Origin of the sequence: Cellulomonas fimi, assembly GCF_028583725.1 — a bacterium.
Taxonomy (GTDB): domain Bacteria; phylum Actinomycetota; class Actinomycetes; order Actinomycetales; family Cellulomonadaceae; genus Cellulomonas; species Cellulomonas fimi_B.
Map to the genome: position 1 here is coordinate 2,696,264 of NZ_CP110680.1, position 26,010 is coordinate 2,722,273.

The 26,010-nt window shown below is 75.7% G+C and carries 20 protein-coding genes; 7 read left to right on the plus strand and 13 right to left on the minus strand.

Annotated features, from left to right (window positions below; all coding sequences use genetic code 11):
- Positions 1–124 precede the first annotated feature (124 nt).
- Positions 125–571: an Hsp20/alpha crystallin family protein gene (locus tag OOT42_RS12205; protein WP_273651478.1), complete on the plus strand. Its 447-nt coding sequence runs from the start codon at positions 125–127 to the stop codon at positions 569–571.
- Positions 572–854: 283 nt separating this feature from the next.
- Here the strand turns inward: OOT42_RS12205 and OOT42_RS12210 are convergent, their stop codons facing one another.
- The 5 genes from OOT42_RS12210 to OOT42_RS12230 form a co-directional block, all read right to left on the minus strand.
- Positions 855–1,445 carry a regulatory protein RecX gene (locus OOT42_RS12210; RefSeq protein ID WP_273651479.1) on the minus strand — a complete coding sequence of 197 codons (591 nt, stop codon included), beginning with the start codon at positions 1,443–1,445 and terminating at the stop codon, positions 855–857.
- 8 nt (positions 1,446–1,453) lie between these two features.
- A complete protein-coding gene (recA, locus tag OOT42_RS12215; protein ID WP_124342842.1) occupies positions 1,454–2,494 on the minus strand; it encodes a recombinase RecA in 1,041 nt (346 codons plus the stop codon).
- Positions 2,495–2,775: 281 nt separating this feature from the next.
- Complete coding sequence (locus OOT42_RS12220) at positions 2,776–3,570, minus strand: MBL fold metallo-hydrolase (protein WP_273651480.1); 795 nt, start codon at positions 3,568–3,570, stop codon at positions 2,776–2,778.
- On the minus strand, positions 3,567–5,591 hold the full coding sequence (locus tag OOT42_RS12225; RefSeq protein ID WP_273651481.1) for an alkaline phosphatase family protein: 2,025 nt from the start codon (positions 5,589–5,591) through the stop codon (positions 3,567–3,569). Before OOT42_RS12225 ends, OOT42_RS12220 begins: the two co-directional genes overlap by 4 nt.
- A 68-nt stretch (positions 5,592–5,659) precedes the next feature.
- Positions 5,660–5,893, minus strand: coding sequence for a DUF3046 domain-containing protein (locus OOT42_RS12230; RefSeq protein WP_272727339.1), 234 nt, complete (start codon positions 5,891–5,893; stop codon positions 5,660–5,662).
- Between the two features lie 93 nt (positions 5,894–5,986).
- On the opposite strand from OOT42_RS12230, the gene OOT42_RS12235 reads away from it, so the two are divergent.
- Together OOT42_RS12235 and OOT42_RS12240 are read left to right on the plus strand one after the other, a co-directional pair.
- Positions 5,987–10,969 carry an ATP-dependent helicase gene (locus OOT42_RS12235; protein ID WP_273651482.1) on the plus strand — a complete coding sequence of 1,661 codons (4,983 nt, stop codon included), beginning with the start codon at positions 5,987–5,989 and terminating at the stop codon, positions 10,967–10,969.
- A 66-nt stretch (positions 10,970–11,035) separates the two neighbouring features.
- On the plus strand, positions 11,036–11,797 hold the full coding sequence (locus tag OOT42_RS12240) for an Fpg/Nei family DNA glycosylase (RefSeq protein WP_273651483.1): 762 nt from the start codon (positions 11,036–11,038) through the stop codon (positions 11,795–11,797).
- 163 nt (positions 11,798–11,960) lie between these two features.
- Here the strand turns inward: OOT42_RS12240 and OOT42_RS12245 are convergent, their stop codons facing one another.
- From OOT42_RS12245 to pgsA, 3 genes are all read right to left on the minus strand, one after another.
- Entirely contained in the window at positions 11,961–12,302 is a 342-nt protein-coding gene (locus tag OOT42_RS12245) for a helix-turn-helix domain-containing protein (RefSeq protein WP_273651484.1), read from the minus strand.
- A 164-nt stretch (positions 12,303–12,466) separates the two neighbouring features.
- Positions 12,467–13,045: a CinA family protein gene (locus OOT42_RS12250; protein ID WP_273651485.1), complete on the minus strand. Its 579-nt coding sequence runs from the start codon at positions 13,043–13,045 to the stop codon at positions 12,467–12,469.
- 8 nt (positions 13,046–13,053) lie between these two features.
- Entirely contained in the window at positions 13,054–13,647 is a 594-nt protein-coding gene (gene pgsA / locus OOT42_RS12255; protein WP_273651486.1) for a CDP-diacylglycerol--glycerol-3-phosphate 3-phosphatidyltransferase, read from the minus strand.
- A 94-nt stretch (positions 13,648–13,741) separates the two neighbouring features.
- Between pgsA and OOT42_RS12260 the strand changes: the two genes are divergently transcribed.
- Positions 13,742–15,061 (plus strand): CapA family protein, encoded by a 1,320-nt coding sequence (locus OOT42_RS12260; protein WP_273651487.1) that lies wholly within the window; start codon positions 13,742–13,744, stop codon positions 15,059–15,061.
- Positions 15,062–15,112: 51 nt separating this feature from the next.
- Here OOT42_RS12260 and OOT42_RS12265 read toward each other — a convergent pair whose 3' ends face one another.
- The 3 genes from OOT42_RS12265 to OOT42_RS12275 all read right to left on the minus strand — a co-directional run bounded on the left by OOT42_RS12265 (position 15,113) and on the right by OOT42_RS12275 (position 20,510).
- Positions 15,113–17,302: an EAL domain-containing protein gene (locus OOT42_RS12265; protein ID WP_273651488.1), complete on the minus strand. Its 2,190-nt coding sequence runs from the start codon at positions 17,300–17,302 to the stop codon at positions 15,113–15,115.
- 8 nt (positions 17,303–17,310) lie between these two features.
- Positions 17,311–19,956, minus strand: coding sequence for a DNA translocase FtsK (locus OOT42_RS12270; RefSeq protein WP_273651489.1), 2,646 nt, complete (start codon positions 19,954–19,956; stop codon positions 17,311–17,313).
- 143 nt (positions 19,957–20,099) lie between these two features.
- Complete coding sequence (locus tag OOT42_RS12275) at positions 20,100–20,510, minus strand: hypothetical protein (protein ID WP_273651490.1); 411 nt, start codon at positions 20,508–20,510, stop codon at positions 20,100–20,102.
- 81 nt (positions 20,511–20,591) lie between these two features.
- Here OOT42_RS12275 and OOT42_RS12280 point away from each other — a divergent pair, with 81 nt between their 5' ends.
- The gene (locus OOT42_RS12280; protein ID WP_273651491.1) at positions 20,592–21,191 is read left to right on the plus strand and encodes a TetR/AcrR family transcriptional regulator; all 600 of its coding nucleotides are present in this window, start codon (positions 20,592–20,594) and stop codon (positions 21,189–21,191) included.
- Positions 21,192–21,231: 40 nt separating this feature from the next.
- A complete protein-coding gene (locus OOT42_RS12285; RefSeq protein ID WP_273651492.1) occupies positions 21,232–22,371 on the plus strand; it encodes a DNA glycosylase AlkZ-like family protein in 1,140 nt (379 codons plus the stop codon).
- A 3-nt stretch (positions 22,372–22,374) separates the two neighbouring features.
- Here OOT42_RS12285 and OOT42_RS12290 read toward each other — a convergent pair whose 3' ends face one another.
- Positions 22,375–23,175 carry an MBL fold metallo-hydrolase gene (locus OOT42_RS12290; RefSeq protein ID WP_273651493.1) on the minus strand — a complete coding sequence of 267 codons (801 nt, stop codon included), beginning with the start codon at positions 23,173–23,175 and terminating at the stop codon, positions 22,375–22,377.
- Between the two features lie 219 nt (positions 23,176–23,394).
- On the opposite strand from OOT42_RS12290, the gene OOT42_RS12295 reads away from it, so the two are divergent.
- On the plus strand, positions 23,395–24,342 hold the full coding sequence (locus tag OOT42_RS12295; protein WP_273651494.1) for a DMT family transporter: 948 nt from the start codon (positions 23,395–23,397) through the stop codon (positions 24,340–24,342).
- On the opposite strand, the gene OOT42_RS12300 is transcribed toward OOT42_RS12295, so the two are convergent.
- Positions 24,317–26,002 carry a ribonuclease J gene (locus OOT42_RS12300; RefSeq protein ID WP_273651495.1) on the minus strand — a complete coding sequence of 562 codons (1,686 nt, stop codon included), beginning with the start codon at positions 26,000–26,002 and terminating at the stop codon, positions 24,317–24,319. The two genes, OOT42_RS12295 and OOT42_RS12300, sit on opposite strands and share 26 nt — an antisense overlap.
- Positions 26,003–26,010: the final 8 nt, after the last annotated feature.

Genomic DNA, 26,010 nt, shown 5'->3' on the forward strand with positions numbered 1-26,010 from the left:
TCGACTTGGCACTCGCGGGCCGAGAGTGCTAACACAGGAGGTGTAGCCGAACCCGGCACCAGGACGCCGGGGAGCACCAGGGGCGCGGGAGGTCCGACGCCCCGACGACGAGGAGGTGAGGGGCGTGGCTACCCGTTTCGACCCGTTCCAGGAGATGGACCGGATGCTCGGCCAGATGTTCGCCGCCGACCGCGCGTCGGCGACCATGCCGATGGACCTGTACCGCTCGGGCGACCACTACGTGCTGCACGTCGACCTCCCGGGTGTCGACCCGGGGACGATCGACGTGAACGTCGAGGACCGCACGCTGACCATCCGCGCGCAGCGCTCGGCGCGCACCGAGCAGGACGTGCAGTGGCTCGCCAAGGAGCGGCCCGTCGGCACCTACGCCCGCCAGCTGACCGTGGGACGCGGGCTCGCGCTCGACTCGATCAGCGCGACGTACACCGACGGCGTCCTCACGCTGACCATCCCGGTGGCGGAGGAGGCGAAGCCGCGCCGCATCGAGGTGCAGCACGGCGCGTCGACCGCCCAGATCGGCACGACGGCCGAGTCGTCGACGTCCGCCTGACACCGACAGCCCCTTCGCCGGACACCGGAAGGTGACCGCCGGACGGCGACGGCCCCCGCGACGACGCACGTCGCGGGGGCCGTCCCACCTCAAGCTCCGGAGGGGTGGGCGACGAGCAAGGCCCGACGCCGCCGGGTCCGACGACGCCGACCACGGACGACCGGGATCACACCGCACCGCGCCGCACCGCACCGCACCGCACCGTCTGCGTGCAACGCCACTGTGTCCACACACCGCACCGGCGCGTCCACGCGCAGCGCCGCTGCCTCACGCGCAGCGCTGCTCAGTCGAGGTCCACGCCCGGCTCCGACAGCCCCGCCGGATCGACCCCCTCGGCGGCGAGCTCCTCTCGGACGAGGCGCGACACCAGACCCGGCGGGTACCCCTTGCGCCCGAGCGCCGCGAAGGTCCGACGGGTGCGCGTCTGCGGATCGAGCCCGACGGTCGACGCGAGCCGGCGACGCACGAGCCGCCGCGCCGCTTCCTCCTCGTCATCGTCGTCGACCTGCTCGAGCGCGCGCTGCGCGTCCTCGTCGGCGACGCCCTTGCGGCGCAGCTCGACCGCGAGCGCGCGACGTGACAGACCCCGTTCCGCGTGCCGCGTCCGGACCAGACTCTCGGCGTAGGCGACGTCGTCGACCAGACCGACGTCGGTGAACCGGTCGAGGACGCGCTCGGCGACCTCCGCCGGGACGTCGCGTCGCGCCATCCCCTCGGCGAGCTGCGCTCGGCTGCGCGGCGCTCCGGTGAGCATCCGCAGCGCGATCGCGCGCGCGACCGACTCCGGATCCGGCTCGGCGTCCTGGGCGGCGGACCCCGTCGGGGGCGGCTCGGTGGCGCGCCCCCGACGGTGACCTGTGCTCGTGCGGGACAAGCCGCGCCTCAGAAGTCGACGGGTGCCGGGGCGTCCGCCGGCGCGTCGACACGGGCTCCGACGCCGAGCTTCTCCTTGATCTTCTTGTCGATCTCGTCCGCGAGGTCAGGGTTGTCCTTGAGGAACTTGCGGGCGTTCTCCTTGCCCTGGCCGAGCTGATCGCCCTCGTACGTGTACCAGGCACCCGACTTGCGGACGAAGCCGTGCTCGACGCCGAGGTCGATGAGGCTGCCCTCGCGGGAGATGCCGACGCCGTAGAGGATGTCGAACTCGGCCTGCTTGAACGGCGGCGCCATCTTGTTCTTGACGATCTTCACGCGCGTGCGGTTGCCGACCGCGTCGGTACCCTCCTTGAGGGTCTCGATGCGGCGGATGTCCATGCGCACGGACGCGTAGAACTTGAGCGCCTTGCCACCGGTCGTCGTCTCGGGCGAGCCGAAGAACACGCCGATCTTCTCGCGCAGCTGGTTGATGAAGATCGCGGTCGTGCCGGACGCGTTGAGCGCGCCCGTGATCTTGCGCAGCGCCTGCGACATGAGGCGCGCCTGGAGGCCGACGTGGCTGTCGCCCATCTCGCCCTCGATCTCGGCCTTGGGCACGAGCGCCGCGACCGAGTCGATGACGATGATGTCGATCGCTCCCGAGCGGATCAGCATGTCCATGATCTCGAGCGCCTGCTCGCCGGTGTCCGGCTGCGAGACCAGCAGCGCGTCGGTGTCGACGCCGAGCTTCTTGGCGTACTCCGGGTCGAGCGCGTGCTCCGCGTCGATGAACGCCGCGATACCGCCCGCCTTCTGCGCGTTCGCGACCGCGTGCAGCGCGACCGTCGTCTTGCCGGAGGACTCGGGGCCGTAGACCTCGATGATGCGGCCGCGCGGCAGGCCGCCGATGCCGAGCGCCACGTCGAGCGCGATGGAGCCGGTCGGGATGACCTCGACCGGCGGGCGTCCCTCGTCGCCGAGGCGCATGATCGAGCCCTTGCCGAACTGGCGGTCGATCTGGCTGAGAGCGGCCTCGAGGGCCTTCTCGCGGTCCTGGGGTGCGGGCATGTTCCACCTCGTCGTTCGAGCAGCGTCCGGCTGCGCCTGCGGGGGCTGGTCTTCGTCGTGGGTGACGCTATGCCCGACCACCGACACACCGGCCGCTCCCCCGTCAGCCTCGTGGACCGGCACCGCCGGACGGGGGCTGTGGACGGCTCGGCCGTGTCACCCGCGGACGACGATACCCGAACACGTGTTCGACGCGACGCGACACGCCGCGCGCGTCCGGAGTCCTGGCGCACGTCCGTGCACGCCGCGCTCCGGCGGCCGGACCGGTCGCGCCGGCGGCCTCACCCCGCGGCGGCGCCCGCGACGTCCACCACGTCCCCCGGCGCCAGCACGTGCACCCGGCACCGCGGCGCGAACCGCTCCGCCGCGTGCGCGAACGCCGGTCCCGCGCGGTCCATCCAGCCCGGCGGGAGCCGGCGCGAGGCCGGTGCGTGCAGCGTCCCCCAGTGCACCGGGACCGCCGACCGCGCACCGACGAGCGCGCACGCCCGCGCGGCCTGCACCGCGTCCATGTGCCCGCCCGACAGGCGTGGCCCCCACCCGCCGACGGGCACGAGCGCCAGGTCCACGGGGCCGCCGAGCAGCGCGGGCACGTCCGCCATCGCGGCGAACGGCGCGGTGTCGCCCGCGAACCACACGCGTCCCGACGGCGCGTCCACGAGGAACCCGTGCGCGGTGTTGGGCCGGTGCGGCATGGGCCTGTCGGCGTGCACCGCGGGCGCGAGCCGCACCCGGACGTCGGAGCCGGGCACCGACCACCACACGTGGTCGGGCAGGCCCAGGGCGCCGTCGATGCCGTGCGCGCGCAGCCAGCGCGCGTTCGCGGGCGCCGACAGGACCGGCGCCCCGGGCAGCAGGCGCAGCGAGCCGAGCTCGGCGTGGTCGTGGTGCATGTGGGACAGGAGCACCGCGTCGGCGTCCTCCCAGTGCGCCGGGTCGGGCGCCTCGCCCCGGCGCCGCAGCAGCCCGGCGTTGCCGCGCAGCAGCGGGTCGGTGAGGAGCCGCACGCCGTCCACGTCGAGCGCGACCGTGGCGTGGCCGAGCCAGCGGACCCGCAGCGCGCCGCGTGCCGTCACGGGCGCAGCCCCGCGGCCGTCGCCCACCGGACGAGCTGGGCGTGCACCTGCTCCGCGCCGACGAGCATCCGGCGCGGCCCGACGTCCTCGCGCAGGTCGTCGTCGAGCGCCCAGTCGGTCGGGTGCAGCAGGAGCGCGCGGTTCTGGTCCCCGCCGATGCCGCCGTGCGAGCCGACCTGCCCCTCGAACGCGTGCACGTGCCCGCGGTCGGACACGGTGGACACGAGCAGGAGGTCGCCCGAGTGCGCGAGCCGCGCGGCGCGCACGAGGTCGGCGCGCCCTCGCGGGCCGTACGGCGCGAGCGGGTCCTCGCCCTCGGGCTCGGCACCGTCCTGCTCCAGCAGCACGAGGCCGCGCGGACCGATCGCGACGAGCCCGCGGTCACGCGTGTCGGCGACGACGACCCCGACGGTCGGCACGGCCGCGAGCCCGGCGACGAGCCCCGGCCACCGCTCCTGGAGGTCCTCCAGCGCGAGCCGGTGCGACGCGTGCGGGAACCACACGAGCCCCAGGTTGCCCGAGCCCACGACGACGACCTCGGGCACCTCGCCGTCGGCCGCGGCCTCCCGTGCGTCGCGCGCGTCCGGCCCGACCACCGTCGCCGTGCGCCCGCCGCCGAACGCCGACGTGAGCAGCGCGTTCAGCGGCCCCCAGTCCTCGCCGGTCCCGCTCTGGACCCCCGGCGCCGCGGGGGCCGCCATGAGGGCCCGCACGGTGTCGAGCAGGCTGCGTCCCTCGACGTCCTCGAACGTCGCCCCGAGCGCCTGCCCGTGGTCGGACAGCACGACGACCCGGTACGCGCGCGGCGCGACGGCGCACACCGCCTCGAGGGTCCGCAGGACCCGGTCGAGCCCTTCGAGCGAGCGCATCGACTCCGGTCGGGTCGGGCCCGCGTGGTGCGCGATCTCGTCGTAGTCGACGAGGTCGACGAAGATCGTCGGGTCGCCGCGCATGAGCGCCTCGGCGACGAGGGACGTCGACAGGTCCCGCATGAGCACGTTCGTGACGCCGCGCAGCACCACGTACCAGCCGCCTCGCGAGATCCGCGGCCGCACGTCGCGCACACGCTGCCGGCGCGCCTGGTAGAGCTCCTTGACCATCTCCCCCAGCGACAGGCTGACCGCGCGCGCGAGGACGAACGGGCTCGCGAAGAACCGCAGGAACGACGGTCCCGGCCCGAGCCCGGCGCGCTCGCCGTCGGGCCCGCGGCTGCGCGTGCGGCTCATGACGACGTACGCGGCGGACGCGTCGCCGGAGAACATCGTCGACACCGCCGTCCCGCCACCCGCGAGCAGGCCCTTGCCGGTCGTCAGGCGCGTCTCGACGAGCGCCGCGTCGACGGGGTGGTTCGTGACGACCAGCCGGCCGAGACCACGGTCCCACCAGCGGAACGCCGGGATCTGCGTGGAGTCGCCGTGCAGGAGACCCGCCTGGCTCGCGGGCGTCGTCGACGGCACGCGTGCCCACCACTGCTCGAGCCGGTGCGACCCGTCGGTCAGCCAGCGCTGGATCGTCGGGGCCAGACCCGCCTCGATGGCCTGCTGCAGCACGGGCTCGGCGACCCCGTCGAGCTGGACGACGAGCATGCCCGCCTGCCGCGTGCCGTCGGGCACCGCGCCGGACCTGCGGGCGTGCCGACGCGCCCGGCGCAGGACGTCGGCGATGACGTAGTCGCTGTCGTTCGCGCCCCAGACCCAGCGCGCCGCGGCCATGACGACCGCCGTGACGACCAGGACGGCCGCGGTCGCCCACGCCGAGTCGAGCGCGATCCCGGGCGCGTAGGCGAGGGCGACCCACGCGACCGCGACCTGGACGACGAGCCCCGCGACCAGCGCGCCCATCGCCCCCGCGACGGCGGCGAACCAGCGCAGCGGCGCCCGCAGCGCCAGGTCGCCCACGGCGACCGCGAGCGCGACGACCACGACGCCGAGCGGCGACGCGGCAGTGACCCCGTCGACGAGCGCGATCGCGACGCCGAGCCCGAGCGCGGTCGTCGCGAGGCCGAGCAGGACGTCGCCCACGTCGGCGAGCGTCGGCACCCACCGGCGGGGTGGGCGGGCGGGACGCTCGGCGGCGGGCATCGGCGGCGTCAGCGCCTCGGCGGGGCGGCGCGGTGCGGGTCGCTGCCCCAGCGGGCCGCGTCGGGGACGCCGAGGGCGTCGCACAGGGCGTGCCAGACGGTGCGCGGCTCCTCGCCGTCGTCGAGCGCTTGCTGCGCGGTCCGGTGGTCGAGCTCGCCGATGACGAGCTCGCGCACGAGCGCGCGACCCTGGGCGCTGCCCAGCACGTCGTCGACCAGATCCCAGAACTCCCGGTACCTCACGGGCCACAGCCTGCCACCCCGCGGGCGCCGCGCCCACACCCGCGGCCGGGCGCGCGGAGGGCGGGTGTGGGCGCCGCCTGGCACGATGACGCGGTGGTGCTCTCCCGGTTCTCCGACGCGACGCAGGCGTGGTTCTCCGGCGCGTTCGAGCAGCCCACGGCCGCGCAGACCGGTGCGTGGACGGCGGTGTCGGGTGGCGAGCACGCGCTCGTCGTCGCACCGACCGGGTCCGGCAAGACGCTCGCGGCGTTCCTCTGGGCGCTCGACGGGCTGCTCACGCAGGCACCACCGGACGACCCGGCCGCGCGGTGCCGCGTGGTGTACGTGTCGCCGCTCAAGGCCCTCGCGACGGACGTCGAGCGCAACCTCCGGTCCCCGCTGGTCGGCATCCGGCAGGCGGCGGCACGCCTGGGCCGCACGCTGCCCGACGTGACCGTCGGGATCCGCACGGGCGACACCCCGCCCGCGGAGCGGCGCGCGTTCGCGACGAAGCCGCCCGACATCCTCATCACGACGCCCGAGTCGCTGTACCTCGTGCTGACGTCGGCGGCGCGGTCGGGGCTCGCGGGCGTCCGGACGGTGATCGTCGACGAGATCCACGCGGTCGCGGGGACGAAGCGCGGCGCGCACCTGGCGCTGTCGCTCGAGCGTCTGGACGCGCTGCTGGACCGCCCGGACGGGCCGGGGCCCGTGCAGCGGATCGGCCTGTCGGCGACCGTGCGGCCCGTCGAGACGGTCGCGGAGTTCCTCGGGGGTGCGCGGCCCGCGGCGCAGGGCGGGCGCACGGTCACGGTCGTGCAGCCGCCGTCGACCAAGCGCATCGAGGTGGACGTCGTCGTGCCGGTCCCGGACCTCACCGAGCTCGGGACCGTTCCGGGCGCGGACGCCCCGCTGCCCGACCTCGACCTCAGCGGCACCGCGGACCGGCCGCTCGCACGGCCGTCGATCTGGCCGCACGTCGAGGAGCGCGTGGTCGACCTCGTGGCCGACCACCGCTCGACGCTGGTGTTCACGAACTCGCGGCGTGGCGCGGAGCGGCTCACGGCACGCATCAACGAGGTGTGGGCGGGCCGTCAGGGCGAGGACGTGCCCGACCCCGGCACGCTGCGGCCCGCGGCGGTGCCCGCACAGTCCGGCACGGCCGTCGGCGTCGACACCCGGACGGCCGAGACGATCCTGGCGCGCGCGCACCACGGCTCGATGAGCCGCGCGGAGCGCACCCGCACGGAGTCCGAGCTCAAGGCCGGGCGGCTGCCCGCGGTCGTCGCGACGAGCTCGCTCGAGCTCGGCATCGACATGGGCGCCGTCGACCTCGTCGTGCAGGTCGGCTCTCCCCCGTCGGTCGCGAGCGGCCTGCAGCGCGTGGGGCGCGCGGGCCACCAGGTGGGTGCCGTGTCACGCGGGGTCGTGTTCCCGACGTTCCGCGGCGAGCTCGTCCCGGCCGCCGTCACGGCGGAACGCATGCGCGGCGGCGTGCTCGAGCCGCTGTCGGTGCCGCGCAACCCGCTCGACGTGCTCGCGCAGCAGGTCGTGGCGATGGTCGCGACCGACGACTGGTCGGTCGACGACCTCGCGGCCGTGGTCCGTCGCGCCGGCCCGTTCGCGACGCTCGGCGACGCGACGCTGCGCGCCGTCCTCGACATGCTCGCGGGCCGCTACCCGAGCGAGGAGTTCGCGGAGCTCCGGCCGCGGCTGGTGTGGGACCGCGTGACCGACACGCTGACCGCCCGCCCGGGCGCGCTGCGGCTCGCCGTCACGAGCGGCGGCACCATCCCGGACCGCGGCCTGTTCGGCGTGTTCCTCGCGAGCGGCGCGACGACGAGCGACGTGCCGGTCGACGCCGAGCGCACGGGCGGGCGCGTGCGCGGCGGACGGCGCGTCGGCGAGCTCGACGAGGAGATGGTCTACGAGTCGCGCGTGGGCGACACGTTCACGCTCGGGTCGAGCACCTGGCGCATCGACGACATCACGCCGGACCGCGTGCTCGTGACCCCCGCGCCGGGCGTCCCCGGGCGCCTGCCGTTCTGGAAGGGCGACGCGCAGGGGCGGCCCGCGGAGCTCGGGCGTGCGATGGGCGCGTGGGTGCGCGAGCTCGGCACGCTGCCGGAGCCCGCCGCCCGCGCGCGCGTCGAGGCGGCCGGCCTGGACCCCTGGGCGGCCGACAACCTGCTCACGTACCTGGGCGAGCAGCGCGCGTCGACGGGCGACCTGCCGACCGACACGGTGCTGGTCGTCGAGCGGTTCCGGGACGAGATCGGCGACTGGCGCGTGGTGCTGCACTCCCCCTACGGGGCACGCGTGCACGCGCCCTGGGCGATCGTCGTGGGGGCGCGGCTGCGCGAGCGGTACGGGGTCGACGCGGCCGCGATGCACGCGGACGACGGCATCGTGCTGCGGCTGCCCGACGTGCTCGGCGAGGACGCGTGGGCCGAGGGCGACGCGGACGCCGGACCCGCGATCGGCCTCGACGACCTGCTCGTCGACCCGGACGAGGTGCTCGACACCGTGCGCTCGGAGCTCGGCTCGTCCGCCATGTTCGGCGCCCGGTTCCGCGAGGCCGCGAGCCGCGCGCTGCTGCTCCCGCGCCGCCGGCCCGACCGGCGCCAGCCGCTGTGGCAGCAGCGCCAGCGCTCGGCGCAGCTGCTGTCGGTCGCCGCGCAGTACCCCGACTTCCCGATCCTGCTGGAGGCCGTCCGCGAGTGCCTCCAGGACGACTTCGACACCGACGCACTGACGTCGCTCATGCGCGACGTGGCGAACGGCCGCGTGCGCGTCGTCGAGGTCACGACGCCGCAGCCGTCGCCCTTCGCGCAGGCGCTGCTGTTCGGGTACACGGCGCAGTTCCTGTACGAGGGCGACGCGCCGCTCGCCGAGCGCCGGGCCGCGGCGCTCACGCTCGACCCGACCCTGCTCGCCGAGCTGCTCGGCCAGGGCGGCGAGTCGCAGCTCGCCGACCTGCTCGACCCCGCCGCGGTGGTCCGCACCGAGGCCGAGCTCGCGGGCACGGCCCCCGACCGGCAGGTGTCGTCGCTCGAGGGGCTCGCCGACGTCCTGCGCCGGCACGGCCCGGTCACGGTCGACGAGGCCGCACAGCGGGTCGTCGAGGACCACCGCTCCGACGTGCCCGCCTGGCTCGACGACCTCGCACGGGCCCGTCGCGCGATCCGCGTACGGCTCGGCGGCCTGCCGCCCGAGCGCGCCGAGCAGTGGGCGGCGGTCGAGGACGCGGGACGGCTGCGCGACGCGCTCGGCGTCGCCCTGCCCGTCGGCGTCCCCGAGGTGTTCACCGAGCTCGTCCCGGACCCCGTCGGGGACCTGCTGCGCCGGCACGCCCGCACCCGCGGGCCGTTCACGGCCGCGTCGGCCGCGGCGCGGTTCGGGTTCGGCGTCGCCGTCGTCGCCGACGCACTGCAGCGCATGGAGAGCGCGGGCGTCCTCGTGCACGGCCGCCTGCGCCCCGACGAGCTCGGCGGGACGGGCGACGAGTTCTGCGACGCCCAGGTGCTGCGGACCCTGCGGCGACGGTCGCTCGCCGCGCTGCGCGCCCAGGTCGAGCCGGTCGACCCGCAGGCGCTGGGCGTGTTCCTGCCGCGCTGGCAGGGCGTCCAGCCGGTGCGGCTCCCGGGCCGGTCGGCGGGCACGGCGTCCCTGCGCGGGACGGACGGCGTCGCGCGCGTCGTCGAGCAGCTCGCGGGAGCGGCCCTGCCCGCGTCGGCCTGGGAGACGCACGTCCTGCCGGCCCGCGTCCCCGACTACGCGCCCTCGATGCTCGACGAGCTCACCGCCGCCGGGGAGGTGCTCTGGGCGGGGCACGGTGCGCTCGCCGGCCACGACGGCCTGGTGTCGCTGCACCCGACGTCCGTCGCCGACCTCACCCTGCCGCCTCCGCGGGAGCGCGACGCGGACGACCCGACCTCCACGGTCCTGCACGACGGCGTGCTCGAGGCGCTCGGCGGTGGCGGGGCGTGGTTCCTGCACCAGCTCGTCGAGCGGGTGCGCGCGACGTCGCCGGAGGAGGTCCCGCCGTCGTCGGGCGACGTCGCGACCGCGCTGTGGGACCTCGTGTGGGCCGGGCTGGTGACGAACGACAGCCTCGCGCCGCTGCGGGGCTGGCTCGGCACCGGCACGACCGCGCACCGCACGCGGGCTCCGGCACCGCGCGGCAGGGCGCTCCGTCCGCGGCTGGGGCTGCGGGCCGGTCTGCGCGCGTACGCCACCGACGGCAGTGCGACGTCGGGCGTCGGTCCCGGCGGTCCGGCCGGCACGGGCGCGACGTCGGCGGCCGCCGCGGGAGGCCGGTGGTCGCTCCTGCCCCCGCGTGAGGCCGACCCGACCCTGCGCGCGCACGCGGCCGCCGCGCAGCTGCTCGACCGGCACGGCGTGCTGACGCGCGCGGTCGCCCCGTCGGAAGGGCTCGGGGCACGGTTCGCGGACGTGTACCGCGTGCTCACGGCGCTGGAGAACGGCGGCCAGGTGCGTCGCGGGTACTTCGTCGAGCGGCTCGGCGGGTCGCAGTTCGCGCTCCCGGGGGCCGTCGACCGGCTGCGGGTGGACGCGCAGGTCGTCGACCGGGCCGCGGAACGGGCGGCCGACGTCGCGGCCGACCCGCTCGGCGTGCCCGCGCGCGGCGACGGCGAGGGGCCGCTCGTCGTCGTGCTCGCGGCGACCGACCCCGCCAACCCGTACGGTGCCGCGCTCGCGTGGCCGAGCGGCGACGTCGACCGCGACACCCCGGCCGCCGGCTCCGACGGCACGCGCCCGGCCCCCGGACGACACCGCCCAGGCCGCAAGGCGGGCGCGCTCGTCGTCCTGGTCGACGGGGCGCTCGTCCTCTACCTCGAGCGCGGCGGACGCACCGCGCTGTCGTTCAGCGGCGACGCGGCGGTGCTCGAGGCTGCGGCGCACGGCCTCGCGGACGCCGTCCGGACGCGGCACACCGGGCGGCTCACGGTGACGCGCCTGGACGGTGCGGAGGTGCTCGCGGACGGCGCGCTGCACGGACCCGTCGGGCAGGCGCTCGTGACGGCCGGGTTCGCGCCGACGCCGCGCGGCCTGCGCCTGCGGGGACAGTCGTGACCGTGGTCGCGCCACCGGCCCCCGACGCCGTCGTGGCGCGGGCGTCGTCACCGGGACGGACCGGCGATGCCCGAGGGTGACGTCCTGCGGCGCACGGCCGCACGCCTCGACGCGGCTCTCGTCGGGTCGCCGCTGGTCCGGGCCGAGCTCCGTTGGCCCACGGCCGCGGGAGTGCACCTCGTCGGGCGGACGGTGCTCGGGACGACCGCCTACGGCAAGCACCTGCTCACCCGGTTCGACGACGGCCGCACGCTGCACACGCACCTCCGCATGGACGGCACGTGGCGGGTCGCGGCGACGGGCACGCCGCAGGCGCAGGCCCGCGCGCCGCAGATCCGTGCCGTGCTGGCGACGGAGCGGTGGACCGCGCTCGGGCGCCTGCTCGGGATGCTGGACGTCGTCGGGACGCGTGACGAGCACACGCTCGTCGGCCACCTCGGCCCGGACGTGCTCGACGACGACTTCGACGTCGCCGAGGCGTTGCGCCGCTGGGCCGACCGCGGCGCGACGCCCGTCGCGGAGGTCCTGCTCGACCAGACGGTCGCGGCCGGGATCGGGACGATCTTCATGGCGGAGTCGCTGTTCGCGGAGCGGGTCTGGCCGTGGACCCCGGCCGACGAGGTGGAGGACCCGGCGCGCGTCCTCGCGACCGCTCGACGTCTCATGCAGCGCTCGGTCGCCACGGGCCGCCCGGACGAGCGCGTGCACGGACGGCGGCAGCGACCGTGCGTGCGGTGCGGCACGCCGATCGCGCGCGGCACGGCACGGCGTCCGCCGATGGAACGTCCGGTCTTCTGGTGCCCGCGGTGCCAGGCACCGAGGCGGTAGCGGCGGTTTTCACCCGGGTGTGACCACACTCCGGACGCGCGCGTCACCCGCTCGGCGCAGCATCGCGCCGTACCCGTGCCGTGGCGCACGTCGGGGCCGGACATGGCACGGTCCGCGGACCTGAGGTCCACGGACCGTGAGCCCGGCAGCACCGGGACGCGGGTCAGCCGATGGGGGCGAGCTCCGCGCGACCGCGCTGCCAACCACCGTCGGCGCCGCCGCCGACGGACGCCGCGAGGTCGGCCGGGACGGTGTCGGGGATCAGGAGACCCTCGGCCACCGCGACACGGTCGCTGACCTCGCGCAGGACGAGGGACATCGGGACGTCGAGCGCCTCGCAGATGCTGTTCAGCAGCTCCGACGACGCCTCCTTCTGCCCTCGCTCGACCTCGCTGAGGTAGCCCAGCGAGACACGGGCCGCAGACGACACCTCACGCAGGGTGCGCCCCTGGCGCTGACGAGCGTCCCGCAGGACGTCGCCGATCTCTCGACGTAGCACAACCATCCGGGCTCCCCCTCTCGCGTCGCGTGCCGGCCCACCGCTCGGTGCCGGCACCCGCGAGGGGCCCGTCACCACCGCCCCCGGCTTCGTCTGCGCCGGGAGACTCCCACCGTACCGCGCACCTCCCGCGCGCGCGGGCGTGCGTCGGGCCGGGGGTCGAGTGCTCATCACGTGCTGTGCAACGATCCCGACGGTCCGGGTGTTCCCGGCGCGGGCACGCGTCCGGCGACCGCGTCGGCCGCGAGCGCGAGCACCGTGCGCACCGCCGCGGCCCGGACGGCGGGCCGGTCGCCGTCGAGGTGCACCGACCGCACCGCCACGGCGTCCGGCGTCGCGACCGCGACGTGCACGGTGCCGGGCGGGTGGCCGTCCTGCGGCGTCGGGCCCGCCACGCCGGTCGTCGCGAGCCCCACGTCCGCGCCGAGCCGCGCGCGCACGCCGGTCGCCATCGCGGCGGCGACGTCGGGGTCCACGGCGCCGCGCTCCGCGAGCAGCGTCCGGTCGACGTCGAGCAGCGTGCCCTTGAGGTCGGTCGCGTACGCGACCACGCCGCCGCGCAGCACGGCCGACGCACCGGGCACCTCGACGAGCGTCGCGCAGACGAGCCCGCCGGTGAGCGACTCGGCGACGGCCAGCGTCCAGCCGCGGGTGCCGAGAGCGTCGAGGAGCGAGGCGGCGGGCGACCGGTCGGCGGCGCCGCCCGCGCCGCCGGCGGGGGTACGCGTCGTCCCGGCGCCGTCCGCCACGGGTGGACCTACACGCCCGCGGCGGGCGGGACGGCCGCGGCGCGCCGGATCCGCACCGCGGTGCGCACGTAGTCGAGGCCCGTCACGACCGTGACGAGGACGGCGGCGCCCATCACGACGGCCGCGACCACCTCGACGGCCGCGGGGAGCTGGTCGAGCGGCAGGAGGTAGAGGCCGATCGCGACCGACTGCAGGACCGTCTTGAGCTTGCCGCCCCGCGAGGCCGGCAGGACGACGTAGCGCAGCAGGAAGAACCGCATGGCCGTGATCCCGAGCTCGCGGACCAGGATGACGACGGTCACCCACCACGGCAGGTCGCCCAGCCACGACAGCAGGACGAGCGCGGTGCCGACCAGCAGCTTGTCGGCGATCGGGTCCAGCAGCTTGCCGAGGTCGGTGATCTGACCCGAGCGCCGGGCGAGCCACCCGTCGAGCCGGTCGGTCAGCGCCGCGACGACGAAGATCGCGGTCGCGAGCAGGCGCCCGGTGACGGTGTGGCCGCCGTCGGCGAGGAGCGCCCACGCGAAGAACGGGACGAGCACGATGCGGGCCACCGTGAGCACGTTCGCCAGGTTCCAGGCGGAGGGGACGGCGTCGACCACCCGCACAGCCTAGTTCGGCGCGAGCCCCCTCCCGCGCACGGCCGTTCGGGTGACGCGAGTCAACCGGCCGTGGCGCCGCCACTACTGTCCGCGTGTGACCCGACACGCGCGCGCCCGGCGACGGCCGTCGCGCACCGCGGCCGGCCTGGTCGCGGCGGTCGTCGTGCTGGTCGGCGTGGGTGCCGCGACGGCGCTGGCGTCGAGCCGGGCCGACGAGGGCGTGGTCGCGGGCGCGCGCCTCGACCTCCCGCCCGCGGTCACCGCGACGCCCGCGGCGCCGACGCCGACGCCGACGCCCACGGCGGACCCGGACGTCGAGCTCACGCTCGTCGCCGCGGGCGACGTCCTCCCCCACCTGCCGGTGCTGTCCTCGGCGCGCACGGCGGACGGGTACGACGTCGCCCCGCTGCTCGCCGGGCTCGACCGGTGGGTGCAGCCCGCGGACCTCGCGCTGTGCCACCTCGAGGTGCCCGTCGCACCGGCCGGCACCGCACCCAGCGGGTACCCGATGTTCGGCGCGCCCGCGGCGGTCGTGCAGGGGCTGCGCGCGCAGGGCTGGGACGGCTGCTCGACCGCGTCGAACCACTCCGTCGACCGCGGCTTCGCCGGCGTGACCGCGACGCTCGACGCGCTCGACGCGGCCGGGCTCGGGCACGTCGGCACGGCACGCACCGCCGCCGAGCAGGCCCAGCCGCAGCTCTACCGGCTCGACCGCGCGGGTCGGACCGTCACCGTGGCGCACCTGGCGGCGACCTACGGCACGAACGGCATGCCCGTCGACGCGGACAAGCCGTGGTCGGTGGACCGGATCGACGTGCCCGCGCTCGTCGCGGCCGCGACCGCCGCGCGCGCCGCCGGTGCCGACGTCGTCGTGGCAAGCGTGCACTGCTGCGTCGAGTACCGCACCGCACCGACCGCGGAGCAGGTCGCGATCGACCAGGCGCTCGCCGACTCCGGTGTCGTCGACCTCGTCATCGGCCACCACGCGCACGTGCCGCAGCCCGTGGAGCGCCTCGCGGGCGGTCCGCGCGGTGCCGGCATGTGGGTCGCGTACGGCCTCGGCAACTACCTGTCGAACCAGGACGAGGCGTGCTGCTCCCCCGACACGAGCTCCGGCCTGCTGCTGACCGCGCACCTGCGTGCGACCGGCGCGTTCCCCGCGCGGGGCGTGGCGGCGGGCCCCGTCGAGGTCACAGGCGTCGAGTGGACCCCGGTCACCGTCGACCGCAAGGGTGGCCACCGGGTGCACGCCCTCGTCGACGTCCCGCAGGGCACGGACACCCTGTCGGCCGCGCAGGTCGCCGACCGCACCGCGCGCGTGGTCGCGGCCGCCGGCCCACAGGCGCCGCAGCGCACGACCCCCGGCACGTCGACCGGGCCCGCCCCCGTCGTGGTGCCGCGCGCCGCGGGCTGACCGCGCCGGGCCGGGCGGCAGGCCTGGCCGCGGCCGGGAGAGGCGGCGCGGTCAGGTCCGGGTCGCCTCGGCCGGCTGCGCGCCCCCGAACAGCCAGCCCTGCCCGTAGCGCCACCCGTTGCGGTGCAGGTAGCGCGCCTGCTCCTCGTGCTCGATCCCCTCGGCGATCGTCACCATCGCGAGCTCGCGCGCGAGCGCGCCGAGCGCCCGCGCCACCTTCCCGGCGGTCGGGTCGTCGGGGATGCCGGACGTGAACGACATGTCGAGCTTCACGCCCGCGACCGGCAGGTCCCGCAGGTAGGACAGCGGCGAGACACCCGTGCCGAAGTCGTCGAGCAGGATCGGCACGCCCGCGGCGGACAGCTGCGTCAGCTCGTGCCGGATGCGGGTGCTCGACGCCACGAGCGACGACTCCGTGAGCTCGACGACGATGCGCCCGGGGGTGACCCGCCGACGCGAGATCTCGCCGAGGAGCGTCGTCGCGAACTCGCCGTCCCCGAGCTGGTCCGCGGACACGTTGACCGACACCCAGCGGGTCTTGTCCCGCGTGCGGGCGACGAAGTCGACGACCGACGTGGCGACGTACTGCCCGAGCGGGACCGACAGCCCTGCCTCCTGCACGAGCGACAGGAACGCACCCGGCAGCAGGAGGCCGCGGTGCGGGTGCTGCCAGCGCACGAGCGCCTCGTACCCGACGACGCGCATGTCCGCGAGGTCGACGATCGGCTGGTAGTGCACGACGAGCTCGCGCCCCGCGATCGCGTCCGCGAGCTCGCGGTGGATGCCGGTGCTCGACGTGGCGCTCATCGACGCGTCGTACACCTCCGTCCGTCCGCGGCCGGCGGCCTTCGCCCGGTACAGCGCGGCGTCGGCCGCGGCGAGCAGCGCGGGCGCGCCGCCCTCGACGGTCTCGGGGTCGGCGAGCGCGATGCCGATGCTCGCGGCGACCTGGACGCGGCGGCGGGCGATGCGGGCCGGCTCGACGAGACCGGCGTGGATCGCGGCGGCGATCTCGAAGACCGCGCGCGGGCCGTCGGCGTCCTGCACGACGACCACGAACTCGTCGCCGCCGAGCCGCGCGACGGTCCCGCGCCGTGCGGTCGCCGCCCGGAGCACGCCGGCGACGTGCACGAGCAGCTCGTCGCCGGCCGCGTGCCCGTACCGGTCGTTCACCTGCTTGAAGCTGTCGAGGTCGCACGCGATGACCGCGACGCGGTCGACGACCCCGGGCTGCTCCAGCACGGACTGGAGCACCTCCTGCATGAGGGTGCGGTTCGCGAGGCCGGTGAGCGGGTCGTGCATCGCGCGGTGCGTGAGCATCTCCGCCTGCAGCCGGGACTCGGTCGAGTCGCGGACCTGGACGACGAAGTGGTCGGGCAGGCCGCTCGCCGACCGCACGAGCGCCGCGTCGAGCACGACCCAGACGGCGTGCCCGTCGGCGCGCACGTACTTCTGCTCGAGCGAGAAGCGCGGCGCACCGCCCGCGAGGAGCTTGTCGACCTCGACGCGCTCGGCCGCGCGCCCCTCGGGCTCGCCGAGCTCGGACATCGGGTAGCCGCGCAGCGCGTCGACGCGCGTGCCGAGCAGCTCGGCGAGCGCCGAGTTCGCCTCGACGACGCACCAGTCGAGGTCGACGAGCGCCATGCCGATGGGCGCGTTCTCCATCGCGACCCGGAACTGCGTCTCGCTGCGCGACAGCGCCGCCTCGACCTCGCGCCGCCCGGTGACGTCGACGAGCGTCGTCAGGACGGCGGGGTTCTCGCCGTCACCCGCCGGGACGAGCTGGCTGGCGACCTGGACCATGCGGACGTGCATGCCCGAGCTGTCGGGCAGTGCGACGCCGACGAGCTCGGGTCCGTCGGCCGTCGCGCCCGGTCCGCCCGTCGCACGGTGGCCCAGGACGGCCGCCGGGTTCATCGACAGGCCCTGCTCGTTCACCAGCACCAGAGGCAGGTCGGTCACGGGCCTGCCGAGCGCGGCCGCGGGGTCGACGCCGAGGATCGCCGCAGCCCGCTCCGAGATGTCGAGGACGTGCCCGGCGAGCGACTGGACGAGCACGCCCTCCTTCGTGACGGACTGCAGCGCGTCGTACCGCTGCCGCAGCTCGCGGGAGAGCTCGAGGAGCTGGTTGGCGATGCGGACCTGCCGGCGCTGGCGCGCGAGCAGGACGAGGACGGCGATCAGCGCGACGATCGCGACGACGGCGATGACCGTGGAGATCAGGCTCCGCGGGTCGGTCACCGACAGGTTCATCGGCCGCCGCCGGACCAGGGTCCCGCGTCGTCCTCCTCGGCGTCGTCGAAGTAGTCGGTCGCGACCGGCGGGTCGCCCGGCAGCGCGCCGTCGTCGTGCGCACCGGGTTCGCCGCGCAGCATCGCGAGCGTGCCCGGCAGGTCGTCGGGCTGGACGAGCACCTCGCGCGCCTTCGAGCCCTCGGACGGGCCGACGATCTCGCGGGACTCGAGCAGGTCCATGAGCCGCCCGGCCTTGGCGAAGCCGACGCGCAGCTTGCGCTGCAGCATCGACGTCGAGCCGAACTGCGACGTGACGACGAGCTCGGCGGCCTGGAGCAGCAGGTCGAGGTCGTCGCCGATGTCCTCGTCGACCTGCTTCTTGGCGGGGGCCGCGGCGACGTCCTCGCGGTAGACGGGCTTGAGCTGCTTCTTGACGTGCTCGACGACCGCGTGGATCTCGGACTCCGAGACCCAGGCGCCCTGCGTGCGCATGGGCTTGGCGGCGCCCATCGGCAGGAAGAGCGCGTCACCCTGGCCGATGAGCTTCTCGGCGCCGGGCTGGTCGAGCACGACGCGCGAGTCGGTGAGGGAGCTCGTGGCGAACGCGAGGCGCGACGGCACGTTGGCCTTGATGAGGCCCGTGACGACGTCGACGGACGGGCGCTGCGTCGCGAGGACCAGGTGGATGCCGGCGGCGCGCGCGAGCTGCGTGATGCGCTGGATCGACGCCTCGACGTCGCGCGGGGCGACCATCATGAGGTCGGCGAGCTCGTCGACGATCACCAGCAGGTACGGGTACGGCGCGATCTTGCGCTCCGAGCCCGGCAGCGGCTTGACCTTGCCGGCCCGCACGGCGACGTTGAAGTCGTCGACGTGCTTGAACCCGAACATCGCGAGGTCGTCGTACCGCGCCTCCATCTCCCGCACGACCCACTCGAGCGCCTCGGCGGCCTTCTTGGGGTTCGTGATGATGGGCGTGATGAGGTGCGGGATGCCCTCGTAGATCGTGAGCTCGACGCGCTTGGGGTCGACGAGGACCATGCGGACCTCGTCGGGCGTCGCCCGCATGAGGATCGACACGATCATCGAGTTGACGAAGCTCGACTTGCCCGCGCCGGTCGCGCCGGCGACGAGCAGGTGCGGCATCTTGGCGAGGTTGGCGGTGACGTACCCGCCCTCGACGTCCTTGCCGACGCCGATGACCATCGGGTGCTCGGACCGCTTGGCGGCGCTGGACCGCAGCACGTCGCCGAGCGACACCGTCTCGCGGTCCGTGTTGGGGATCTCGATGCCGATCGCGGACTTGCCGGGGATGGGCGACAGGATGCGGACGTCCGCGCTCGCGACCGCGTACGCGATGTTCTTGCTCAGCGCGGTGACGCGCTCGACCTTGACGGCCGGGCCGAGCTCGACCTCGTAGCGCGTGACCGTCGGGCCGCGCGTGAAGCCGGTGACCTTCGCGTCGATCTCGAACTGGTCGAGCACGGTGGTGAGCGACTCGACGACCCGGTCGTTCGCGGCGGAGCGGACCTTGTGCGGTGCGCCCTTGGCGAGGGCGTCCTCGTTCGGGAGCGTGTACAGGACGTCGCCCTCGAGCATCGGCTGCTCGCCGCGGGGCACGCCGCGCGGCTCGGGCGCGCGGAGCTCCGCCGGCGGGCGCGGTGCGGGGACGACGGCCGTGGGCTCGGTGACGGGCGCGGGCTCGGCGTCGGCCGCGAGCGCCTCGACGACGGCGGCCCGCTCGAACGCCTCGTCGCCCACGTACGCGTCGAGGCGGTCGGGGTCCGCGTCGTCGACCTGGCCGGCCCGCTTGCGGCGGCCGAGCAGGCGGGTCTTCTTCTTCGGCGGCTCGATCTCGGGCAGCGCGGTGTGGCCCGCGTTGATGACGAGCGGCGCGTCGTCGTCCTCCTCGGCCTCGGCGTCCCGGTGCCCGCCCGTGAGCCGGTGGTAGAGGTCGCGCAGCCGCGGCACGATCTGGTGGACGGGCGTCGCGGTGACGACGAGCACCCCGAAGAACGCGAGGAGCAGCAGCAGCGCGACGGCGACGCCCGACGTCAGCAGGCTCGCGAGCGGCGTCCCGACGAGGAACCCCACGACGCCGCCCGCGCTGCGCAGCGCGGCGAAGTCGTCGGTCGTGGGCAGCCCGGCGCCGATGTGCACGAGGCCGCAGACGGCGAGCGTGATCGCGGTGAGCCCGATGCTGATGCGCGAGTTGGCCTGGACCCGGTCCGGGTGCCGCATGAGCCGCACGGACAGCCCGAGCAGCACCACGGGCACGACGACGCCGACCGTCCCGAACGTGCCCGCGACGACCGCGTGCACGACGTCGCCCGCGGTGCCGGACAGGCTCCACCACTCGCGGGCCGCGATGACGATCGCGAGCCCCAGCAGCGTGAACGCGAGGCCGTCGCGGCGGTGCGCCGGGTCGAGGTCGCGCGCACCGTGGCCGACCTTGCGCGCGGCGCCGCCGACGAGGTGCGCGGAGCCCATCCACACGCCGCGCAGCATGCGCAGCGGCAGCGCCGGTCGCTGAGGTGCGGGAGCAGGCCCGCGACCGGTGGGTCGCGACGAGCCTCCGCGCGGTGTCGCGGGGCGGCCCTGGCGCGAGGCGCCGCCGGACGCGCCGGAGCGCGCTCGGGACGAGGAGGTGCGGGTCGCCATGGTCCTCACGGTAGTGCGCCGCGCCGACGGGCTCCGGGTGGACCGGCCGCGTGTCGCACGGACGGCGGTCCGTGACCCGCCCGGCGGGCGACCGCGTGGCGGGCCGACGCGCGATGCCGGAGCGTGTCGGGGCGGTGTCCTGGTCAGGCCGTGAGCAGGCCGACGCCGAGCGTGACGACCCCCGCGGCGAGGACCGCGGCACCGGCCGGGAGGAGGACGACGAGCCGGCTCGGCGCCGTCCGGCCGGCTCCCGCGGCCGACAGGAAGAACCCCGCGGGCAGCAGGATCGCGGCGACGAGGACGCCGGTCTGGGCGAGCCAGCGCCAGAACCCGTCGAGCGACGTCGCCTCCCCCAGCAGCAGGCAGACGAGCCCGAGGGTGACGAGCACGCCGGCGTGCGCGTGCCCGGCACGGAAGAACGAACGCTGGAAGTCGGTCGCCGGGACGGTGCCGCCTCCGACGCGCAGGAGGAACCAGCCGCCCGACTCGATGCCGACGACCGTGAGCGCGACGATCCCGGCCGTGATGCGTGCGGCGTCGCTGAGCTCGAGCACGGGTGCCTCCTGGGTCGATGTTTGCGAACAGTGTTATGTAACAGCGTTCGCAAACCGGCGTCAAGACCGTAGACTCCCCGCATGGCCCGGCCCCGGCTGCACGACGACGCGCTGCGCGCACGCCTCCTCGAGGAGACGTCGCGCGTGATCTCCCGCGGCGGTCCCGACGCCGTGACGGTCCGCGACGTCGCGCGCGCCGCGGGCACCTCCGCGTCGGCGGTGTACTCGCTGTTCGGGGGCCGCGAGCCGCTGCTGCGCGCGGTGGGCGACGAGGCCGCCGCCCGGTTCGGCGCGTCGCTCGCGGCCGCCCCGCGCACGGGCGACCCCGCGGCCGACCTGCTCGCCCTCGGGCTCGCCTACCGCCGGTGGGCGCTCGACGAGCCGCACTTCTACCGCGTCATGTTCGGCACCCGCAGCACCGACGACCCGGCCGCCGCACCGGCAGCCCGGGCGACGACGTTCCTGGTGCTGCGGGACGCCGCGCACGCCGTCCTCGTCGCCGCGGACGCTCCCGGCGCGCAGGCGCGCGCGGACCGCGCCGCAGAAGGCCTGTGGGCGCTCGTCCACGGGCTCGTCGACCTCGAGCTCGGCGGCCTGCTGCCGGGCGCCGAGGACGTCGCGGCCGAGCGCTACGCGGCCGTGCTGCGAGCCGCCGGGCCCGGGATCCTGCGCGGCGCCTGACCCACGCCACGATGTCGGACGGCCGTGGGACGGTAGGCCCGTGGGAGTCCAGTCCGTCAGCCGTGACCAGGTGCTGCGCCGCCGCGTGCGCGTCCAGCAGCTCGACCGGCCCGTCGACCCGACGCGTGCCGTGACCGACGCCGCGGTGCTCGACCTCGGCGTGCAGGACACCGGTCCCGACGGCGCCCTGTGGGCGCTCGCGGTCCGCGGCGTCCCCGTCCGGTCGCGCGCCTGGCCGCAGGACGACCTCGCGCTCGTGTGGTCGCTGCGCGGCGCGCCGCACGCCTACCGTCGCGAGCGGTTGCGCGACGTCCAGGCCGCGCTGCGCCCCTACTCCGACGCCGACGCGGCGTCGCGCATCTACGACGCCGCGAAGCCGCTGCGCGCCGCCGGGATCCGCCCCGTCGACGGCCTCGCCCACGCCGCACGGACCATGCGCGCGGTCGTCACGGAGCCCATGGTCAAGGGCGCCCTGTCGACCCGCATGACCCAGGAGCTGCCCGAGCCGTACGTGCGCTGGTGCCGCGCGTGCCGGGCGACGCACATGTGGGAGATGACGTTCCGGCTCGCAGCCCTGCACGGCGGCCTCGAGCTCGAGCCGGGCACGTCGCCGCCCGTCGTGCGCCGGATCCCCGGGTGGCCGTCGTCACGCGTGGGCAGCGTCGAGCGCGCCCGGACGTCCCGCGTCGACCCGCTCGACCCCGTGCGGCTCGTGCTGCACCTCATGGGGCCCGCCGACCCGAAGCAGGTCGCCGTGTTCCTCGACGCGCCCCTCGCGGACGTCCGGGAGCGCTGGCCGGCCGACGTGGTCGACGTCGAGGTCGACGGCGCGCCGCGCTCGGTGCTCGCGTCCGACGCCGAGGCCCTCGCGCGTGCCGGGCGCGACGACGAGCCGCCGGTCGTCCGGCTGCTCGGCCCCTACGACCTCTTCCTGCAGTCGCGCGACCGGGAGACGCTCGTGCCGGACCCCGCCCGCCGTCGCGCCCTGTGGCCCGTCCTCGGCAGGCCCGGCGCGGTGGTCGTCGACGGCGACGTCGTCGGCACGTGGCGCCCGCGGGCCCGGGGGCGCCGGCTCGGCCTCGAGCTCGACCCGTGGGTGCCGTGGACGCGGGACGTGCAGCGCGCGGTCGACGCCGAGCACGAGCGTCTCGCCGAGTTCCGCGGGCTCGAACGCACCTGACCGTCACAGAACCGTCGGCACGCCCCGCTCCAGCACGACCAGCCGGTCCGCCAGACCGGCGGCCGCCGCGCCCTCCACGAACGCCTCGAGCGGGTCGACGAAGTGCGCCCAGTCGGTGTGGTGGACGGGCACGACGCGCGCGCCCGCGAGCAGCCGGGTCGCGGCGACCGCGCGCGCCGCGTCGAGCGTGAGCGGCTCGGCGCCGAACCGCCCGACGTTCGCACCGCCCACGAAGAGCACCGCCACGGCCACGTCGGGAAACCGCTCGGCGACCTGCGCGACGACGTCGACCTGCGCGTTGTCGCCCGACACGTAGACGGTCGGCTCCCCCGCGGCGCGCAGCACGAACCCGGTGACCTGCCCGCTCAGCGCCTCGGCGCCGGGCGGGCCGTGCACCGCGGGCACGGCGGTCACGCGGACCGCGCCGGCCGTCGTCTCCTCCCAGGGCTCCAGCCCGCGCACGCCCGGCACGCGCGCGGCCGCGTCGGGCGTCGAGAGCACGAGCGGCACGTCGGCGAGCAGCGCGCGGCCGCTGACGTCCAGGTTGTCGGCGTGCTGGTCGTGCGAGAGCAGGACCGCGTCGACGGTCCCGATCCCGGCTCGTGGGACCGCGGGCCCCACGAGCTTGCGCAGCGTGACGGCCCCCGGGTACTCGGCGGGCGCGTCGTCGAACGTCGGGTCGGTGAGGAAGGTCAGCCCCGCGTACCGCAGCAGCAGCGTCGGCCCGCCGACGAACGTGGCCTCCACGTGGCCGGTCGTCACGGGTGCGGTGCTCGGGCGGGCGTCGTCGGGTGTCGTGGTCATGCGGCGAGCCTGCCGCCTGTCCCGGCAGGTCGGAAGAGGCAAGGTCACCGCCGACCCGTCGCACCGCCGACGGGTCGCTGCGCGCCCACTCTCGCACCGGCGGTCCGCAGTGTCCGCGGCAGCATCGCGCCGCCTTCCGGCAGGAATGACGGGGACCCGCGTCGGTGGTCCGGCCTAGCGTGGCGTCATGACGTCCACGCTCCCTGCCGGCGGCCGCCCGTGAGCCGCCGGGGCTGGCTCCTGCTCGTCGCGATGGGCGTGATCTGGGGTGTCCCCTACCTGCTCATCAAGGTCGCCGTCGGCGAGGTCACGCCCGCGATGGTCGTGTTCGTGCGCACGGGGCTCGGCGCGCTGCTCCTCGTGCCGTTCGCGCTGCGCGGCGGCGGCCTGCGTGTGCTGCGCGGCCACTGGCGGCCGGTCGTCGCGTTCGCGGTCCTGGAGATCGTCGGCCCGTGGATCCTGCTGTCGAACGCCGAGCGCTCGCTGTCGAGCTCGCTCACGGGCCTGCTCGTCGCGACCGTGCCGATCGCCGCGGTCGTCCTCGCGCGCGTCGTCGCCAACGAGCACGTGACGCTGGTCCGGTGGGCCGGCCTGCTGGTCGCGCTGGGCGGCGTGGCGCTGCTGCTCGGTCCGGGCGCCGGCGCCGACGACCCGTGGGCGGTCACGCAGGTGCTGCTCGCCGCGCTCGGCTACGCGACGGCCCCGATGATCGCGGACCGCTACCTGCGCGACGTCCCGCCGATCCCCCTGACCACGGCCTGTCTGGCGCTGTCCGCGCTCGCGTACGCGCCGGTCGTGGCGTTCACCGGGCCACACCCGTGGCCGTCGACGCCCGCCGTGCTGTCGCTCGCAGCCCTCGGCGCCGTCTGCACCGCCCTGGCGTTCGTGCTGTTCTTCGGCCTGATCGCCGAGGTCGGCGCGGCGCGCTCGACGCTCGTCGCGTACCTCAACCCGGTCGTCGCGGTGCTGCTCGGCGCGCTCGTGCTCGACGAGCCGGTGACCGTGACGGTCGTCGTCGCGACCGCGCTCATCCTGATCGGCTCGGCCGCCGCCTCGCGGCGGACGTCCGGCCGCGCACCGCGCCCCGACGAGCCCGCCGACGCGGTGCCCGCCGGGGAGGCGAACGTGGCGGTCGGCGCGGCTACGCCTCCACGACCACCGGGATGATCATCGGCCGGCGACGCAGCCGGTTCGACACCCAGCGGCCGACGACGCGACGCATCACCTGCTGCAGCTGGTGCGTGTCGACCGCACCCTGCGCCGCGGCCTCCTCGAGCGCCCGCGTGAGGTCCGGGAGGATGTCCTCGAAGACCTCGTCCTGCTCCGCGAAGCCGCGCGCGTGGATCTGCGGGCCCGCGAGCACCTTGCCGTCGGCCGAGCTGACCACCGCGAAGATCGAGATGAAGCCCTCGTCGCCGAGGATGCGGCGGTCCTTGAGCTCGGCCTCGGTGATGCCGCCGACGCTCGACCCGTCCACGTACACGTAGCCGCACGGGACCGCGCCGACGACCGACGCCTTGCCGTCGACGAGGTCGACGACGACACCGTCCTCGGCGAGGACGACCCGGTCGGCCGGCACACCGGTCTGCACGGCCAGGGCCGCGTTCGCGACGAGGTGCCGCACCTCGCCGTGCACCGGCATGACGTTGCGGGGCTTGAGGATGTTGTAGCAGTACAGGAGCTCGCCGGCGCTCGCGTGGCCCGACACGTGCACCTTCGCGTTGCCCGAGTGCACGACGCGCGCGCCGAGGCGGGTCAGCCCGTTGATGACCCGGAACACCGCGTTCTCGTTCCCGGGGATGAGCGACGACGCGAGGATCACCGTGTCGCCGGGGCCGACGGACACCTTGTGGTCGTTGTTCGCGATGCGCGACAGGGCCGCCATCGGCTCGCCCTGCGAGCCCGTGCACATGAGGACGACCTCGTCGTCGGGCAGGTCGTCGACCGCCTTGAGGTCGATCAGCACGCCCTCCGGCACGGTGAGGTAGCCGAGCTCGGACGCGATGGCCATGTTGCGGACCATCGAACGGCCGACCAGCGCGACGCGCCGGCCGTGCGCGACGGCGGCGTCGAGCACCTGCTGCACGCGGTGCACGTGCGACGCGAACGACGCGACGATGATGCGCTTGGTCGAGTCGGCGAACACCGAGTCGAGCACCGGTCCGATGCCGCGCTCCTGCGCGACGAACCCCGGGACCTCGGCGTTGGTCGAGTCCACCATGAACAGGTCGACGCCCTGCTCACCGAGCCGCGCGAACGCGCGCAGGTCGGTGATGCGCCCGTCGAGCGGGAGCTGGTCCATCTTGAAGTCGCCCGTGTGCAGCACGGTGCCCGCACCGGTGCGGACGGCGACGGCGAGCGCGTCCGGGATCGAGTGGTTGACCGCCACGAACTCGCACTCGAACACGCCGAGCGTCTCGGTCCGGCCCTCGCGCACCGCCAGCGTGAACGGCTGGATCCGGTGCTCCTTGAGCTTCGCCTCGACGAACGCGAGCGTGAGCTGCGAGCCGACCAGCGGGATGTCGCGGCGCAGCCGCAGCAGGTACGGCACGGCGCCGATGTGGTCCTCGTGGCCGTGCGTGAGGACGATGGCCTCGATGTCGTCGAGCCGGCCCCGGATGTAGTCGAAGTCCGGGAGGATCAGGTCGACGCCGGGCTGGTGGTCCTCGGGGAACAGGACGCCGCAGTCGATGACGAGCAGCCGGCCGGCGTACTCGAGGACCGCCATGTTGCGTCCGACCTCACCGAGCCCGCCGAGGGCGACGACGCGCAGGGCGCCGTCGGGCAGCGCGGGCGGCAGGGTGAGCTCGGGGTGGGGGTGGCTCAAAGGGTTCT

Coding starts and splice junctions, on each gene's coding strand:
- OOT42_RS12240 (WP_273651483.1), top strand. CDS start 11,036: ATGCCCGAGGGTGACGTCCTGCGGCGCACGGCCGCACGCCTCGACGCG.
- OOT42_RS12245 (WP_273651484.1), bottom strand. CDS start 12,302: ATGGTTGTGCTACGTCGAGAGATCGGCGACGTCCTGCGGGACGCTCGT.
- OOT42_RS12280 (WP_273651491.1), top strand. CDS start 20,592: ATGGCCCGGCCCCGGCTGCACGACGACGCGCTGCGCGCACGCCTCCTC.
- OOT42_RS12270 (WP_273651489.1), bottom strand. CDS start 19,956: ATGGCGACCCGCACCTCCTCGTCCCGAGCGCGCTCCGGCGCGTCCGGC.
- recA (WP_124342842.1), bottom strand. CDS start 2,494: ATGCCCGCACCCCAGGACCGCGAGAAGGCCCTCGAGGCCGCTCTCAGC.
- OOT42_RS12290 (WP_273651493.1), bottom strand. CDS start 23,175: ATGACCACGACACCCGACGACGCCCGCCCGAGCACCGCACCCGTGACG.